At 49.8% G+C, this 16,822-nt stretch carries 12 protein-coding genes and 1 pseudogene; 9 read left to right on the forward strand and 4 right to left on the reverse strand.

The window, feature by feature from the left end; translation table 11 throughout:
- The first annotated feature begins 75 nt into the window (after positions 1 to 75).
- On the forward strand, positions 76 to 1,032 hold the full coding sequence (locus tag BEB42_RS01420; RefSeq protein WP_138984021.1) for a VirK/YbjX family protein: 957 nt from the start codon (positions 76 to 78) through the stop codon (positions 1,030 to 1,032).
- Here the strand turns inward: BEB42_RS01420 and BEB42_RS01425 are convergent.
- A complete protein-coding gene (locus BEB42_RS01425) occupies positions 1,029 to 2,687 on the reverse strand; it encodes an ATP-dependent endonuclease (RefSeq protein ID WP_000599806.1) in 1,659 nt (552 codons plus the stop codon). The genes BEB42_RS01420 and BEB42_RS01425 overlap by 4 nt on opposite strands.
- 425 nt (positions 2,688 to 3,112) lie before the next feature.
- On the opposite strand from BEB42_RS01425, the gene aqpZ reads away from it, so the two are divergent.
- From aqpZ to BEB42_RS01470, 8 genes are all read left to right on the forward strand, one after another.
- A complete protein-coding gene (aqpZ, locus tag BEB42_RS01430; protein ID WP_074501056.1) occupies positions 3,113 to 3,808 on the forward strand; it encodes an aquaporin Z in 696 nt (231 codons plus the stop codon).
- A 482-nt stretch (positions 3,809 to 4,290) separates the two neighbouring features.
- On the forward strand, positions 4,291 to 5,190 hold the full coding sequence (gene lysO, locus BEB42_RS01440) for an L-lysine exporter LysO (protein ID WP_000491128.1): 900 nt from the start codon (positions 4,291 to 4,293) through the stop codon (positions 5,188 to 5,190).
- A gap of 143 nt (positions 5,191 to 5,333) precedes the next feature.
- Positions 5,334 to 6,986 carry a hydroxylamine reductase gene (gene hcp, locus BEB42_RS01445; RefSeq protein ID WP_000458808.1) on the forward strand — a complete coding sequence of 551 codons (1,653 nt, stop codon included), beginning with the start codon at positions 5,334 to 5,336 and terminating at the stop codon, positions 6,984 to 6,986.
- A gap of 11 nt (positions 6,987 to 6,997) precedes the next feature.
- Entirely contained in the window at positions 6,998 to 7,966 is a 969-nt protein-coding gene (gene hcr, locus BEB42_RS01450; protein WP_000178670.1) for an NADH oxidoreductase, read from the forward strand.
- Positions 7,967 to 8,098: 132 nt separating this feature from the next.
- Positions 8,099 to 9,817 (forward strand): ubiquinone-dependent pyruvate dehydrogenase, encoded by a 1,719-nt coding sequence (gene poxB, locus BEB42_RS01455; RefSeq protein WP_000815345.1) that lies wholly within the window; start codon positions 8,099 to 8,101, stop codon positions 9,815 to 9,817.
- A gap of 36 nt (positions 9,818 to 9,853) precedes the next feature.
- Positions 9,854 to 10,855, forward strand: coding sequence for a low-specificity L-threonine aldolase (gene ltaE, locus BEB42_RS01460; RefSeq protein WP_000566406.1), 1,002 nt, complete (start codon positions 9,854 to 9,856; stop codon positions 10,853 to 10,855).
- A 10-nt stretch (positions 10,856 to 10,865) separates the two neighbouring features.
- Positions 10,866 to 12,296 carry an SDR family oxidoreductase gene (locus tag BEB42_RS01465; RefSeq protein WP_001136503.1) on the forward strand — a complete coding sequence of 477 codons (1,431 nt, stop codon included), beginning with the start codon at positions 10,866 to 10,868 and terminating at the stop codon, positions 12,294 to 12,296.
- A gap of 98 nt (positions 12,297 to 12,394) precedes the next feature.
- Positions 12,395 to 13,408 carry an NAD-dependent epimerase/dehydratase family protein gene (locus BEB42_RS01470; protein ID WP_105267137.1) on the forward strand — a complete coding sequence of 338 codons (1,014 nt, stop codon included), beginning with the start codon at positions 12,395 to 12,397 and terminating at the stop codon, positions 13,406 to 13,408.
- On the opposite strand, the gene amiD is transcribed toward BEB42_RS01470, so the two are convergent.
- The 3 genes and pseudogenes from amiD to BEB42_RS26455 form a co-directional block, all read right to left on the reverse strand.
- Complete coding sequence (gene amiD / locus BEB42_RS01475) at positions 13,405 to 14,235, reverse strand: N-acetylmuramoyl-L-alanine amidase AmiD (RefSeq protein ID WP_001255178.1); 831 nt, start codon at positions 14,233 to 14,235, stop codon at positions 13,405 to 13,407. The genes BEB42_RS01470 and amiD overlap by 4 nt on opposite strands.
- Positions 14,232 to 14,555 carry a heavy metal-binding domain-containing protein gene (locus BEB42_RS01480; RefSeq protein ID WP_105267120.1) on the reverse strand — a complete coding sequence of 108 codons (324 nt, stop codon included), beginning with the start codon at positions 14,553 to 14,555 and terminating at the stop codon, positions 14,232 to 14,234. The genes amiD and BEB42_RS01480 overlap by 4 nt, the downstream gene beginning before the upstream one ends.
- Before the next feature lie 209 nt (positions 14,556 to 14,764).
- Positions 14,765 to 16,566: pseudogene (locus BEB42_RS26455) on the reverse strand (pentapeptide repeat-containing protein).
- Positions 16,567 to 16,822: the final 256 nt, after the last annotated feature.

Genomic DNA, 16,822 nt, shown 5'->3' on the forward strand with positions numbered 1-16,822 from the left:
GTTAGTAATCACACTATTGATGTTTGGTTAAGATACGCCATGGTGAAATCGACGTTATGTATAACCATTGATTTCATGAATATGTCGCAGCTAACTGAACGGACCTTTACGCCATCTGACTCTCTCAGCAGCCTGTCACTTTTTCTTAGTCTGGCACGTGGACAGTGTCGGCCGGGTAAATTTTGGCATCGCCGTAGTTTTCGCCAGAAATTTTTGCTGCGCTCGTTGATTATGCCGCGTTTAAGCGTTGAGTGGATGAACGAACTTTCCCACTGGCCGAATCTCCATGTGTTGTTAACGCGCCAGCCGCGACTGCCTGTGCGTCTGCATCGCCCTTACCTTGCGGCGAATCTTAGCCGCAAGCAATTGCTGGAGGCGTTACGTTACCATTATGCATTGCTTCGTGCCTGCATGTCGGCAGAAGAATTCAGCTTATATTTGAATACTCCCGGGCTGCAACTGGCGAAGCTGGAAGGCAAAAACGGCGAGCAGTTCACACTTGAGCTGACCATGATGATCTCAATGGATAAAGAAGGTGACAGCACAATCCTGTTCCGCAACAGCGAAGGTATTCCTCTGGCAGAGATCACCTTTACTCTGTGTGAATACCAGGGGAAAAGAACAATGTTTATTGGCGGGCTGCAAGGTGCGAAATGGGAAATTCCACATCAGGAAATCCAGAATGCGACGAAAGCCTGCCACGGGCTATTTCCCAAACGCCTTGTGATGGAAGCGGCCTGTCTGTTTGCCCAACGTTTGCAGGTAGAGCAGATCATTGCCGTCAGCAATGAAACACATATTTACCGCAGCCTGCGTTATCGCGATAAAGAAGGCAAAATCCATGCTGATTACAACGCGTTCTGGGAGTCGGTTGGCGGCGTATGTGATGCTGAACGCCATTACCGCCTTCCGGCACAGATAGCACGAAAAGAGATTGCCGAAATCGCCAGTAAAAAACGGGCTGAATATCGTCGGCGCTATGAGATGCTCGACGCTATTCAGCCACAAATGGCCACGATGTTTCGCGGTTAATCCGCGCGACCGCGCGCCAGCCACAGCACGCGTGAGAACATTTTTTTCAGCAGCGTCGGTACGGAATCCACACCACGACGGCCGGCCTCCATTGCCACTTCAATGGCAAGATCGGGTTTGGAAGAGCGATGGATCGCTTTCGAGATAATTTTGCGCAAATTCATCGGCACATTTTCCGGGATCTGCGCCACGCGGTGGAACACATCAGAAAATCCCTGGCGATACATAAAATGTTCCATATCCAGCGCCGGTAACGCCGTTAAATGTTCTCGTTCGGCTTCCCGATCGTTATTCAACAGGCTGCGTACCGTAGCGGCATACTTCTTCCCGGCTTCATCGCCATCGACCAGCACATGCCATTCAATCCCCATTCGACGGGCGAATTTAACCAGTGGCTTTAGCCCGGACTGGGCAAACTCAATGACCTTGATCCCTTCGGCATCAAAATGATGTCCACACTGACGCGCCAGTTCATTGATAACCCAGGTTTCCGTTTCGCCTTCCACCAGCAGCCAGCAGCGAGCAAACAGCGATGACGGACGGTTAAAACGAATGTGGAAAGAGATACGTCGGCTGTCTTCGGTACTCAAGCCACTCGGACCCAGACGCCAGGCTGCAACGCGAGAGGACTCACGTACCAGACGGCAAACATGCTCTACCGGCGTTAACGAAAGCAACTCACCCGAGTTGGTGGTGGCAATGCGCTGCAATGGCAGAAGATTCAACAGATGCCAGGCAACTGAAAGCATAATGGGGTGTAAACGGGTTTCTGGATCTTCGATCAGCAACAATGGACGGGCGTCTTTATCCAGTCGCAATGTGCCTTTTGCCTGCAATAAAGTAGCAAACAGGCCGAGCAAAATAACCCGATACGAGCGCCCTCCAGGCCGGTCAATCATCCGGTTGATGATATCCAGATAGCGCCAGCTTCGTTGCTCATTACTGGCTCGCCGCCGCATTAAACGATATCGCGCCTGTCCGGCCCCCTGCTCAGAGAAATAATGCTCAAGCAGCTGCACCATTGCGGAAAGTCCCTGACGAATCTGTCCATCAGAGAGATTTTGCGGATGTGAGGATAATTCACGGGCGAGGAAATCGAGCTGGCGCGCGGTGACTTCCACATTAGGGACATTTGGCACCGTGCCGTTACGAATACGGCGCATAAAACGGGCATCACGCAAGCGCAACACCGGCATTAAACGCACCAGATGGCGTGCCTGATCGTTAATATCCTCGACATCAATCGGATGTCCGTCTTTATCGAGAAAACTGCGGAGTGTCATCACACTGCCATCTTCCGCACTCTCCCCTTCCAGGCGATAAAAAATTCGATGATAACCATCGGTGCATGGCGTCCAGCATGCTTCCAACGGTCGATAGCGGCGTACCCGATGACGGCCTGGCAGCGATTCGCGGAAGGTCAAAATAATATGCAGATGATGTTCCCGCCCGTTGATATCTCCCGGCGGAAACCAGAAATCGTCGCGCTCAAAATGGTAGAGATCTGATTCTGGCGATAGCAGCAGGGTTAAGGCGTCCAGCAAGCTGGATTTACCCCACGCGTTCTCCCCAATCAGGACGTTGTTTTGTTCCAGCATCAACGATAAACGGTTGATACCGCGAAAACCCACAATTTCAACGCGCTCAAGAATCATATCCCCTCCAGAAATATGTGACTTATCCTTTACGCTGGCAGTATAACGGGAAAGGCCTTGCTAATACGTGATGACATCACATTTAAGCATGGCAAATGTCTGAAAAATGAGCGAATAATCGCGTTATACTCCCTCTTGCTGATAAGTCTGCAAAAACAACAAAATCAAATAATTAGCATGATAAATTATTTTTTATTACGCCTAAAGGATTAAATCTTTTGCTTGCACTACACTGTCAATCAGACAAATGACTATATGGGGCAACCCGCTGTTGCCCTAAATCAAATTTACTGGATTTATTTATCTGGTGAATGACTCGCCTTCGTTTTTAAAATAGCCGCGCATTATTTCCGTCGTCACTTTTTTACGACGACCCTATAAAACGACCATATTTTTCACAGGGTCAATTTTTAATTGAGGTGGATATGTTCAGAAAATTAGCAGCTGAATGTTTTGGTACTTTCTGGCTTGTTTTTGGTGGCTGTGGTAGTGCCGTACTGGCCGCAGGCTTCCCGGAATTAGGTATTGGTTTTACCGGCGTGGCGCTGGCATTCGGTTTAACCGTTCTGACGATGGCCTTCGCTGTTGGTCATATTTCTGGTGGTCATTTTAACCCGGCGGTCACTATTGGCTTATGGGCTGGCGGACGTTTTCCGGCAAAAGAAGTCGTTGGCTACGTAATTGCCCAGGTTGTCGGCGGTATTGTTGCAGCGGCGCTGCTGTATTTAATTGCCAGTGGTAAAACGGGATTTGACGCGGTAGCCAGCGGTTTTGCTTCTAACGGTTATGGCGAGCATTCACCAGGCGGTTATTCCATGCTTTCCGCGCTGGTAGTTGAACTGGTATTGAGTGCAGGTTTCTTGCTGGTGATCCACGGCGCAACCGACAAATTCGCTCCGGCGGGTTTTGCACCAATTGCCATTGGTCTGGCATTAACGCTGATTCACTTAATCAGTATTCCGGTGACTAACACTTCCGTTAACCCGGCGCGCAGTACTGCGGTTGCCATCTTCCAGGGCGGCTGGGCGTTAGAACAACTGTGGTTCTTCTGGGTGGTGCCAATTGTCGGCGGCATTATCGGTGGTCTGATTTACCGGACTCTGCTGGAAAAACGTAATTAATTAACGCAGAAGGCCTGGCGCAATGTCAGGCCTTTTTTAAATATATTGATTCATCTTCCTGTTGCGCTCCTTGATGTGTTAAGCCACATATAGTCACTGGCGCAGGGAGCGCGCAGGGGGCGGCCAATCGCCGCCGCCCCCTGCACCCCCGGGCTCTGGCGAACAAAATCGCCGCTGCGCGGTGCCCTCGACTTATCCCTTGCGGCTACCGGGTCGGGCGCGAGGTAACATCCCGGTAAAACGCGCCCTCAGCCCACATCCATGTGGGCTGCCCCGGCCTTCAGGGAACACCTCGGCGATTTTGACGCCACCAACACCGGTGCGGTTTGTAATTAAAGCGCAAGAATATCTTTAAATGAAAATGAATACCCTACCGATCCTTATGCATAACATTTCCTTTTAATTGCAACTTTACTCGTCCTTCTGCTTTCAGTAGTGTGTCATCGCGCATTTCGAATCTTCTTTGCAAGGACTGGGTTTTCATGTTTTCTGGGCTGTTAATCATTCTGGTTCCCCTGATTGTGGGTTACCTCATTCCGCTTCGCCAAAAAGCTGCATTAAAGGTTATTAATCAGCTATTAAGCTGGATGGTTTACCTTATTCTCTTTTTTATGGGTATCAGTCTGGCGTTTCTCGATAACCTCGCCAGTAACCTGTTGGCGATTCTGCATTATTCCGCCGTCAGTATTACCGTTATTTTACTGTGTAATATTGCCGCCCTGATGTGGCTGGAGCGAGGCCTACCGTGGCGCAACCACCATCAGCAAGAAAAACTCCCGTCGCGTATTGCGATGGCGCTGGAGTCCCTCAAGCTCTGCGGTGTGGTGGTGATTGGCTTTGCTATTGGCCTTAGCGGATTAGGTTTCTTACAACACGCTACGGAAGCCAGCGAATACACGTTAATTCTGCTACTTTTCCTCGTCGGTATTCAGTTGCGCAATAATGGCATGACCTTAAAGCAGATTGTCCTTAATCGCCGGGGAATGATTGTCGCCGTGGTGGTGGTTGCCAGTTCATTAATTGGTGGTTTAATTAACGCCTTTATTCTTGATCTTCCCATCAATACCGCGCTGGCAATGGCCTCCGGTTTCGGCTGGTATTCTCTTTCCGGTATTTTATTGACCGAATCTTTTGGTCCGGTAATCGGGAGCGCGGCGTTTTTTAATGATTTGGCCCGTGAGCTGATTGCTATTATGTTGATCCCTGGGCTGATTCGCCGTAGCCGCTCGACTGCACTGGGCTTATGCGGTGCGACGTCGATGGATTTCACCCTGCCCGTTCTTCAACGTACTGGCGGGCTGGATATGGTCCCGGCGGCGATTGTTCACGGTTTTATTCTTAGCCTGTTAGTGCCGATCCTCATCGCCTTTTTCTCTGCATAATACCTCTCTGGCGGTAGATCCCTGCCGCCAAAATTGCGCTAAATCAATCTCCCTTAAAGTTGCATGAAAAATCCCTTTTATCCCCGCGTTAAGCGTCTTAACCTTAAACATGTATATTAAATATAACTTTAAAAGGTGTGATCATGTTTTGTGTGCAATGTGAACAAACTATCCGTACTCCGGCAGGAAACGGCTGCTCATACGCGCAGGGGATGTGTGGTAAAACGGCGGAAACCTCTGACCTTCAGGATTTACTCATCGCGGCGCTGCAAGGGCTTTCGGCCTGGGCAGTAAAAGCGCGTGAATACGGCATCATCAACCATGACGTTGACAGCTTCGCGCCGCGCGCATTTTTCTCAACCCTGACCAACGTTAATTTCGATTCTCCGCGTATTGTCGGCTACGCCCGTGAAGCAATTGCCCTGCGTGAGGCGCTGAAAGCACAGTGCCTGGCTGTAGATGCCAACGCCCGCGTCGATAACCCGATGGCTGACCTGCAACTGGTGAGTGACGATCTCGGCGAGCTGCAACGTCAGGCGGCGGAATTTACTCCCAATAAAGATAAAGCGGCGATTGGCGAAAACATTCTCGGCCTGCGTCTGCTCTGCCTGTATGGCCTGAAAGGTGCTGCCGCCTATATGGAACACGCGCACGTTCTCGGTCAATATGACAACGATATTTACGCCCAGTACCATAAAATCATGGCATGGCTGGGTACCTGGCCTGCCGATATGAACGCACTTCTCGAGTGCTCCATGGAAATCGGCCAGATGAACTTCAAAGTGATGAGCATTCTGGACGCAGGCGAAACCGGTAAATACGGTCACCCGACGCCAACTCAGGTCAACGTCAAAGCGACGGCGGGTAAATGCATTCTGATTTCCGGTCACGATCTCAAAGATCTCTACAACTTGCTGGAACAGACCGAAGGCACGGGCGTTAATGTCTACACTCACGGCGAAATGCTGCCTGCCCACGGCTACCCGGAGCTGCGTAAATTCAAGCATCTGGTCGGTAACTACGGCAGCGGCTGGCAGAATCAGCAAGTAGAGTTCGCTCGCTTCCCTGGACCTATCGTGATGACCTCGAACTGCATCATCGACCCAACCGTAGGGGCTTATGACGATCGTATCTGGACCCGCAGCATCGTTGGCTGGCCGGGTGTGCGTCATCTGGATGCTGATGATTTCTCAGCAGTTATTGCCCAGGCACAACAAATGGCGGGCTTCCCGTACAGCGAAATTCCGCACCTGATCACCGTGGGCTTTGGTCGTCAGACGCTGCTTGGCGCGGCGGATACGCTGATTGATCTGGTGAGCCGTGAAAAACTGCGTCATATCTTCCTGCTCGGTGGCTGTGACGGCGCACGCGGCGAGCGCCACTACTTCACCGATTTCGCCACCAGCGTGCCAGATGACTGCCTGATCCTGACTCTCGCCTGCGGTAAATATCGCTTTAACAAACTTGAGTTCGGCGATATCGAAGGTCTGCCGCGTCTGGTAGATGCTGGTCAATGTAACGATGCTTACTCAGCGATTATTCTGGCTGTCACTTTGGCAGAAAAACTGGGCTGCGGTGTCAACGATCTGCCGTTGTCGCTGGTACTCTCCTGGTTCGAACAAAAAGCGATTGTTATTCTGCTGACGCTGCTTTCTTTGGGCGTGAAAAATATCGTTACCGGCCCGACTGCACCTGGCTTCCTGACGCCAGACCTGCTGGCGGTACTGAACGAGAAATTCGGCCTGCGTTCTATCACCACTGTTGAAGAAGACATGAAGCAACTGTTGAGCGCGTAAGGAGTTTGTCGATGACGATGCCAACCAATCAATGCCCGTGGCGGATGCAGGTTCATCACATTACGCAAGAAACGCCGGATGTGTGGACGATTTCCCTGATTTGCCACGATTACTACCCGTATCGCGCCGGGCAATATGCGCTGGTCAGCGTGCGTAACTCAGCGGAAACGCTGCGTGCTTACACCATTTCCTCCACGCCAGGCGTGAGTGAATACATCACTCTGACCGTGCGGCGGATTGATGACGGTGTCGGTTCCCAGTGGCTGACCCGCGATGTAAAACGCGGTGACTACCTCTGGCTTTCGGACGCGATGGGGGAATTTACCTGCGACGATAAAGCAGAAGATAAATTCCTGTTGCTGGCGGCCGGCTGCGGTGTCACACCGATTATGTCGATGCGTCGCTGGCTGGCGAAAAATCGCCCGCAGGCTGATGTGCAGGTGATCTACAACGTGCGTACGCCGCAGGATGTTATTTTCGCCGATGAATGGCGTGACTATCCGGTGACACTGGTGGCGGAAAATAACGTTACCGAGGGTTTCGTTGCCGGACGTCTGACACGTGAACTGCTGACAAGCGTTCCTGATTTAGCCTCTCGTACTGTGATGACCTGTGGCCCGGCTCCGTATATGGATTGGGTAGAGCAGGAAGTGAAAGCGCTCGGCGTGACGCGTTTCTTTAAAGAGAAGTTCTTTACGCCAGTGGCGGAAGCAGCAACCAGCGGTCTGAAATTCACCAAACTGCAACCGGCGCAAGAATTTTACGCACCTGTTGGCACCACACTGCTGGAGGCTTTGGAAAGCAACAAAGTTCCGGTTGTCGCCGCCTGCCGTGCAGGTGTTTGCGGCTGCTGTAAGACGAAAGTAGTTTCCGGTGAATATACGGTGAGCAGCACGATGACGCTGACCGACGCCGAAATCGCAGAAGGTTATGTACTGGCCTGCTCCTGCCATCCGCAGGGGGATTTGGTTCTCGCATAATCGTATTATGCCCGATGATATACCTGTCATCGGGCAGTTTAACCGTTAGTGCCTCATTTTTCTCCCATCTCTTCCCCCTCCGTCAGATGAACTAAACTTGTTACCGTTATCACATTCAGGAGATGGAGAACCATGAAACAAACGGTTGCAGCTTATATCGCCAAAACACTCGAATCAGCAGGGGTAAAACGCATTTGGGGAGTCACGGGCGACTCTCTGAACGGTCTTAGCGACAGTCTTAATCGCATGGGCACCATAGAGTGGATGTCCACCCGTCATGAAGAAGTGGCGGCCTTTGCCGCTGGCGCTGAAGCCCAACTTAGCGGGGAACTGGCGGTCTGCGCCGGATCATGCGGACCTGGCAACCTGCACTTAATCAACGGTTTGTTCGATTGTCACCGTAATCACGTTCCGGTACTGGCAATTGCCGCTCATATCCCTTCCAGCGAAATTGGCAGCGGCTATTTCCAGGAAACCCACCCGCAAGAGTTATTCCGTGAATGTAGCCATTATTGCGAGCTGGTTTCCAGCCCGGAGCAGATCCCACAAGTGCTGGCGATTGCTATGCGTAAAGCGGTGCTAAACCGTGGCGTTTCGGTTGTCGTTTTACCGGGCGACGTGGCGCTAAAACCTGCACCGGAAGGGGCAACTACCCACTGGTATCACGCCCCCTTACCCGTTGTCACACCTGAAGAAGAAGAGTTACGCAAACTGGCGCAACTGCTGCGTTACTCAAGCAATATCGCCCTGATGTGCGGTAGCGGCTGCGCGGGGGCGCATAAAGAGCTCGTCGAGTTTGCCGGAAAAATTAAAGCGCCAATTGTTCATGCCCTGCGCGGTAAAGAACATGTCGAATACGATAATCCGTATGATGTCGGAATGACGGGATTAATCGGCTTCTCGTCAGGTTTTCATACCATGATGAACGCCGACACGTTAGTGCTGCTCGGCACCCAATTCCCCTACCGTGCGTTCTACCCGACCGATGCCAAAATTATTCAGATTGATATCAACCCGGCCAGCATCGGCGCGCACAGTAAGGTGGATATGGCACTGGTCGGTGATATCAAATCGACTCTGCGTGCATTGCTGCCTTTAGTGGAAGAAAAAACCGATCGAAAATTTCTGGATAAAGCGCTGGAAGATTACCGCGATGCCCGCAAAGGGCTGGACGATTTAGCTAAACCGAGTGAGAAAGCCATTCACCCGCAATATCTGGCGCAGCAAATTAGCCATTTTGCTGCCGATGACGCCATTTTCACCTGTGATGTCGGCACACCAACGGTATGGGCGGCGCGTTATCTGAAAATGAACGGCAAGCGCCGCCTGTTAGGTTCGTTTAACCACGGTTCAATGGCCAACGCCATGCCGCAGGCGCTGGGTGCTCAGGCGACAGAGCCAGAACGTCAGGTGGTCGCCATGTGCGGTGATGGTGGTTTCAGTATGTTGATGGGCGATTTTCTCTCAGTGGTACAAATGAAGCTGCCAGTGAAAATTATCGTCTTTAACAACAGCGTGCTGGGCTTTGTAGCGATGGAGATGAAAGCCGGAGGCTACCTGACAGACGGCACCGAACTGCACGACACCAACTTTGCCCGTATCGCTGAAGCGTGCGGTATTACGGGCATCCGCGTAGAAAAAGCCGCTGAAGTCGATGAAGCCTTGCAACGCGCCTTTTCCATCGACGGCCCGGTGCTGGTGGATGTGGTAGTCGCGAAAGAAGAGTTAGCCATTCCGCCGCAGATCAAACTCGAACAGGCCAAAGGATTTAGCCTGTATATGTTGCGCGCAATCATCAGCGGACGCGGTGACGAAGTGATCGAACTGGCGAAAACGAACTGGCTAAGGTAAAAAGGGTGGCATTTCCCGTCATAATAAGGACATGCCATGATTGATTTACGCAGTGATACCGTTACCCGACCGAGCCGCGCCATGCTCGAAGCAATGATGGCCGCCCCGGTTGGGGACGACGTTTACGGAGACGACCCTACCGTTAATGCTCTGCAGGACTATGCGGCTGAGCTTTCCGGTAAAGAAGCCGCCATTTTTCTGCCTACCGGCACCCAGGCTAACCTGGTCGCGCTGCTCAGTCACTGCGAACGCGGCGAAGAGTATATTGTCGGTCAGGCCGCGCATAACTATCTGTTTGAAGCCGGTGGCGCAGCGGTGCTGGGCAGTATTCAGCCGCAACCCATCGATGCTGACGCCGACGGTACGCTACCGCTGGATAAAGTGGCGATGAAAATCAAACCCGACGATATCCATTTCGCCCGCACCAAATTACTCAGTCTGGAAAACACCCACAATGGAAAAGTGCTGCCGCGGGAATACCTGAAAGAAGCATGGGAATTTACTCGCGAGCGCAATCTGGCACTGCATGTTGACGGTGCGCGTATCTTTAATGCCGTGGTGGCTTACGGCTGCGAACTGAAAGAGATCACGCAATATTGTGATTCGTTCACCATTTGTCTGTCGAAAGGTCTTGGTACGCCAGTCGGTTCATTACTGGTCGGCAATCGTGATTACATTAAACGCGCCATCCGCTGGCGGAAAATGACTGGCGGCGGGATGCGTCAATCCGGCATTCTGGCTGCCGCAGGGATGTATGCGCTGAAAAATAACGTCGCACGCTTGCAGGAAGACCACGACAACGCAGCCTGGATGGCGGAGCAGTTGCGTGAAGCAGGCGCGGATGTGATGCGTCAGGACACCAATATGCTGTTTGTTCGCGTCGGACAAGAAAATGCTGCCGCGTTAGGCGAATACATGAAAGCGAGAAACGTACTGATTAACGCCTCGCCGATTGTCCGCCTGGTAACCCATCTTGATGTCTCGCGTGAACAACTGGCAGAAGTCGCAGCCCACTGGCGCGCTTTCCTGGCGCGTTAAGGAGCGAAACGTGCCGCAACGCATTTTAGTTCTCGGTGCCAGTGGCTACATTGGTCAGCATCTGGTGCACGCGCTTAGCCAACAAGGGCATCAGACCCTGGCGGCGGCACGTCACGTCGACAGGCTTGAAAAGCTGCAACTGGCAAACGTCAGTTGTCATAAAGTCGATCTCAGCTGGCCGGATAACCTTCCGGCCCTGTTGCAGAATATCGATACCGTCTATTTTCTGGTGCACAGCATGGGCGAAGGCGGTGATTTTATCGCTCAGGAACGCCAGGTAGCTCTTAACGTCCGCGATGCGCTGCGCGAAGCACCGGTTAAACAATTAATCTTTCTCAGTTCATTGCAGGCCCCGCCTCACGAGCAGTCGGACCATCTGCGCGCCCGTCAGGCTACGGCGGATATTCTTCGTGAAGCGGGTGTCCCGGTGACCGAATTGCGCGCCGGAATTATCGTTGGTGCAGGTTCAGCAGCGTTCGAAGTCATGCGCGATATGGTCTACAACCTGCCAGTGTTAACACCGCCACGCTGGGTTCGTTCACGCACCACGCCCATCGCGCTGGAAAACTTGCTGCACTATCTGGTGGCGCTGTTAGATCATCCGGCCAGCAAACACCGCATCTTCGAAGCCGCCGGACCAGAGGTGCTCAGTTATCAGCAACAGTTTGAACATTTTATGGCGGTGAGCGGTAAGCGCCGCTGGTTAATCCCCATCCCCTTTCCCACCCGCTGGATTTCGGTGTGGTTTCTTAATGTGATTACCTCCGTACCGCCCACCACCGCCAAAGCGTTGATTCAGGGGCTGAAACATGATCTGCTGGCGGATGACACCGCGCTACGTGCACTCATCCCACAACGGCTGATCGCTTTCGATGACGCGGTACGTCGCACGTTGAAAGAAGAAGAAAAGCTGGTCAACTCCAGCGACTGGGGATACGACGCTCAGGCCTTTGCCCGCTGGCGACCGGAGTACGGTTATTTCGCCAAACAGGCGGGGTTTACCGTTAAAACGTCCGCCAGCCTTGCGGCTTTATGGCAGGTGGTGAATCAAATCGGCGGTAAAGAGCGTTATTTCTTTGGCAATATTTTGTGGCAAACCCGGGCGTTGATGGACCGCGCGATCGGTCATAAGCTGGCGAAAGGCCGCCCGGAGCGTGAATATTTGCAGACCGGAGATGCGGTGGATAGCTGGAAAGTGATTGTCGTTGAACCGGAAAAACAACTTACGCTGTTATTTGGCATGAAAGCGCCGGGGCTGGGACGACTGTGTTTTACCCTGGAAGATAAAGGTGACTATCGTACTATCGATGTTCGCGCATTCTGGCATCCGCACGGTATGCCGGGGCTGTTTTACTGGTTACTGATGATCCCCGCGCATCTGTTTATTTTTCGCGGAATGGCAAAACGAATCGCCAGACTGGCAGAACAAAGCACAGATTAATCGACAAAACCTGCGTTATTCTTTCATGTTTCCCATTGCATCAAGGGGGAAATCACGGAAGAATGCGCACGTCATTTTCTCAACAACAGTGGATTGATATGAAGGTACTGGTTACCGGCGCCACCAGCGGCTTAGGTCGAAACGCGGTAGAGTTTTTATGCCAGAAAGGCATCAGCGTGCGTGCGACCGGTCGCAACGAGGCAATGGGTAAATTGCTGGAAAAAATGGGCGCAGAGTTTGTTCCAGCGGATCTGACCGAGCTGGTCTCATCACAAGCTAAAGTGATGCTCGCAGGCATTGATACGTTGTGGCACTGCTCCAGCTTTACCTCTCCGTGGGGGACACAACAGGCTTTCGATCTGGCTAACGTTCGCGCCACTCGCCGTCTGGGTGAATGGGCTGTCGCCTGGGGAGTACGTAACTTTATTCATATCTCTTCCCCCTCCCTGTACTTCGATTATCACCACCATCACGATATTAAAGAAGATTTTCGCCCTCACCGCTTCGCTAACGAGTTTGCCCGCAGCAAGGCGGCCAGCGAAGAAGTGATCAATATGCTTTCGCAGGCGAATCCACAAACACGCTTTACTATTTTACGCCCACAAAGTCTGTTCGGGCCGCACGATAAAGTCTTTATTCCCCGTCTGGCGCATATGATGCACCACTACGGCAGCATTCTGTTACCACACGGCGGCAGTGCGCTGGTCGATATGACCTACTATGAAAATGCCGTGCACGCCATGTGGCTGGCAAGCCAGGAAGCCTGCGATAAGCTGCCTTCCGGGCGAGCATATAACATTACCAACGGCGAGCATCGCACACTGCGCAGCATCGTGCAGAAGCTGATCGACGAGTTGAATATTGACTGTCGTATTCGTTCCGTCCCCTACCCGATGCTGGATATGATCGCCCGCAGCATGGAGCGTTTAGGCCGCAAGTCAGCAAAAGAGCCGCCGCTGACCCACTACGGCGTCTCCAAGTTGAATTTTGACTTTACGCTGGATATTACGCGTGCGCAGGAAGAGTTAAGTTATCAACCAGTCCTCACCCTGGATGAAGGTATCGAGAAAACTGCTGCCTGGCTGCGCGATCACGGGAAACTGCCCCGCTAATCCTGAACGTATTTCTCCAGCAACGCTTCGGCAATCGCCTGAGTTTCTGCATCCGCTTCGCCGTTGTATAACGTCGGGCGGAAATGCATCTGGAACGCCATAATCACGCGCCGCTGCTCGCGCGGTGTCATATCAGGTTTAACGTCATAACCGTAGCGCGCCAAAAGCTCCAGCAATGATGCGGTATCTACCGGTGTGTGCGGCGCGCGCCCGGCAAGGTAAAAGTTCACCCGTTGCGCATCCGGCCAGGCACCAATCCCCTGCTGCGCCAGTTGTTGCCAGGGGAATAACGGCCCCGGATCGTCTTTGCGCTGCGGCGCAATATCCGCATGCGCCACTACGTTTTCCGGCTTGATGTGATAACGGGCAATAATATCTTTCGCCAGCGGAATAAGCGCCTGAATCTGTGCCTGTTCAAACGGGGCAAAATATTTCACTCCGGATGATTTTTGCCAGCCTCGGTTTTCCAGCTCAATGCCAATAGAGGTGTCGTTAAGGCGTGTTGCCCCGCGCCAGGCGCTAATCCCCGCATGCCAGGCCAGTTCCTGTTCCGGCACCAGTTGCCAGATGCGCGGTTTACCGTTGTATCGTGGTGGCACAGCAGGGACCAGATAATGCGAGCTGACCTGTTTATCGGTCAGTGTCGCCAGCGAGCTATCAAAATCATCTGCGGTGTAGTGGATCACCAGCACTTTAATGCGCGGATACGCCGCCTGCGCCTGGCGTCGGGTATCAAGCTGATATCCCTCTTTCTCAACAATGCCTTTTTCGCCTGCACACCCTGCCAGTAACAGAGCGGCGGCGACCAGCCAGAAGACTCTTCTCATCGACGTGTTTTCACCGCCGTTCCGCTGACGCTAACCATCAGCATACTGCCGTTTTGCCCGACCGTTTCGTAGTCGATATCAATACCGACTACGGCATCGGCCCCCAACGCCCGCGCCTGCTCACCAAGTTCCTCAAAGGCTATTTCCCGCGCTTTACGCAACTCTTTTTCGTAGGCACCAGAACGTCCACCAACGATATCGCGGATACCGGCAAAGAAATCACGGAAAATATTGGCACCTAAAATCGCTTCGCCTGTCACCACACCGCAATATTCAACGATGGTCTGGCCTTCCAGAATTGGGGTTGTAGAAAATTGCATGATCGATCTCCTTGTTTGCTAATCCTTCGATCTCAAAGCATTATCGGGCTGATATGCCATGTTGGGAAGAAGGTTTTGATCAGTTTAGGAAATCATCTCATTGTGTCAAAAACAAGCGCATATGCCTTTACGATTACCCGTCTCCTAACCCGATATTGGTTTCATTATGGGATAGCGCTGACCTGCTGTATTATGTTGTACCTGCAACATTAATGAATGGGAAGAGTCACCTTATATTGTAAATTATTCCAAAATTTTTCCGCATCTTGAGGCTGAGGAATATACCTCTGAATTCTTGTTTGATCGGTCTCCGCAAAACATGAAAGTAATGTAACCTCAAGACTTCTATCATTAATATAAGCAAAGATCATTTTTGCAAATTCGTAAATAAATGCCCGATCCTGAGCGCTTAATAGCTTAATACAATATTTATTCTTTAGAGAGTAAAGGATTTCAATGAAAGCATCCGCTGCAACCTTTACGTTATTCCCAACGGTCATATTAAATATATCCCTTACACAGATAGAGTACAGTGATAGTAAACAACCATACAAATAATCATTTATTAATTCTTTTGTCCATTTTACTGGTAACCATGGTTTTATCTTGACATCATGCATACTACACTCATGAAAAAGACATTTATAGAGATTAACTCTTATCATATCAACACTGTAAAAATGGCAATGGACAAATTTTGAAGAATGAGCATTTACATTATTAATTTTAGTCGCTCTAAACGTAAAGTTACTGAATACGTTTTTCGTTAAATTACTATTTGTTATCTTAACATCACCTAAACTGCCGTTCTCAAAACAACATCCCTTCAATATACTTTCATTTACAAGAGAATGTGATAAATACAGATGATTTAAGTTTTTCTTCATTAAACCCACAGCATCAAAATGACTATATTTAATAAAACAACCATCATTGAGTAGCGTTTTTAGATTGACTAAATTACTATCATGTTCACGTGCCATAGTTGTGATAGGGGTTGGAAGAGACATGAAAACCTCTTCATTGACCATCAAGTGAATCATGCATTGCTTGCCTTTTGTCATATCCACACTTACACTACAAATATCGTTGTAATGCGATGAATGCATTTCCGGACACAGATTCAATACAATATTTTGAAAGGAGTAAAATCGTGTTAATACTTCCGAATAAGTAATTGGATTAAACTTAAGATCGTCATTAGCAAAACCAAGTGTTATTGTATGTTCTACATTTAGGTCAGGTTCAGGTGAGTCTTCAAGAGCAATATCATCACTGAAAATTTCACCTGATGTATTATCACTGTTACAAAAGGTGCTCATCAATGCAATGGTATTTATAACGGACTCTTTGTCGATATCCTCACTCATTGTATATCGTCTGCTATAATCATAGAAATGAATAAATGCGTCTTTTATAATTGTTATATATTGTTCCTTATTAAATACAATTCTATTGTATACTTTTTCAAAGATCGCATTCGCAATCTTACAACCAAGGGTATACCTATATAACAATGGATAAGAATCAATAGTAAAATTCTTCTCCAATTCACATTGCAGTTTATTTTCGTAATGCAGAGGAAAAAGAAATTCTTGTCTTTCCATTTTTCCGCTGACTTTATTTCGCACCCCAATGGTGATTCTTTCATTGCCAATTTTTATTTCAACTTCATTGTTTTGTGATGTACCAAGGTATGTTTTAGTACCAGTTTCGAAAGCACTACTAAAAAAAGAATTAAAATAATTATTTGCTGAATAAATAATGTTACCGAGCGACATATCATTTTTAATAGTTTCACTATCAGCATTTATTGCTAATACTAGATTCAAGTAGATGGTGTCCCATGTAGATAACTCATCCTTATGACTGGATTTTAATATGGTAAAAAATTCCCTCAGCGAGGCCATGAGATTATCACTTTGATTCGGTTGTGTGCTTAGAAATGATGACGATTGTTCAGAGACATTATTTATCATATAAAAATCACCCAAAAAAAACGATAACCCACTGTACTCCCTGTGCTTTATAAACATAAAGTCACAACACATTCTATATTCATATTAATTAATGGCGCATTAAAAAAAATTATATTATTCTTAACTCAAATCCATTAGCTAAATAAGATTATATTCTTCACTCACAACCGTAACAATAATAATATTATCGAAAGTTAAAGTTGGGACTATCAAATTTCGCTCATTTCAAACATACATTGTGATTTTTGCAATCATCTTAATCTTAGGGCCTATCATCATATGTTAAAA

Origin of the sequence: Escherichia sp. MOD1-EC5990, from assembly GCF_002965285.1 — a bacterium.
GTDB lineage: Bacteria > Pseudomonadota > Gammaproteobacteria > Enterobacterales > Enterobacteriaceae > Escherichia > Escherichia coli_F.

What these genes read in the sequence shown, in the direction of transcription:
- BEB42_RS01420 (WP_138984021.1), top strand. Translation starts at nt 76, where the DNA reads ATGAATATGTCGCAGCTAACTGAACGGACCTTTACGCCATCTGACTCT.
- BEB42_RS01425 (WP_000599806.1), bottom strand. Translation starts at nt 2,687, where the DNA reads ATGATTCTTGAGCGCGTTGAAATTGTGGGTTTTCGCGGTATCAACCGT.
- aqpZ (WP_074501056.1), top strand. Translation starts at nt 3,113, where the DNA reads ATGTTCAGAAAATTAGCAGCTGAATGTTTTGGTACTTTCTGGCTTGTT.
- lysO (WP_000491128.1), top strand. Translation starts at nt 4,291, where the DNA reads ATGTTTTCTGGGCTGTTAATCATTCTGGTTCCCCTGATTGTGGGTTAC.
- hcp (WP_000458808.1), top strand. Translation starts at nt 5,334, where the DNA reads ATGTTTTGTGTGCAATGTGAACAAACTATCCGTACTCCGGCAGGAAAC.
- hcr (WP_000178670.1), top strand. Translation starts at nt 6,998, where the DNA reads ATGACGATGCCAACCAATCAATGCCCGTGGCGGATGCAGGTTCATCAC.
- poxB (WP_000815345.1), top strand. Translation starts at nt 8,099, where the DNA reads ATGAAACAAACGGTTGCAGCTTATATCGCCAAAACACTCGAATCAGCA.
- ltaE (WP_000566406.1), top strand. Translation starts at nt 9,854, where the DNA reads ATGATTGATTTACGCAGTGATACCGTTACCCGACCGAGCCGCGCCATG.
- BEB42_RS01470 (WP_105267137.1), top strand. Translation starts at nt 12,395, where the DNA reads ATGAAGGTACTGGTTACCGGCGCCACCAGCGGCTTAGGTCGAAACGCG.
- amiD (WP_001255178.1), bottom strand. Translation starts at nt 14,235, where the DNA reads ATGAGAAGAGTCTTCTGGCTGGTCGCCGCCGCTCTGTTACTGGCAGGG.
- BEB42_RS01480 (WP_105267120.1), bottom strand. Translation starts at nt 14,555, where the DNA reads ATGCAATTTTCTACAACCCCAATTCTGGAAGGCCAGACCATCGTTGAA.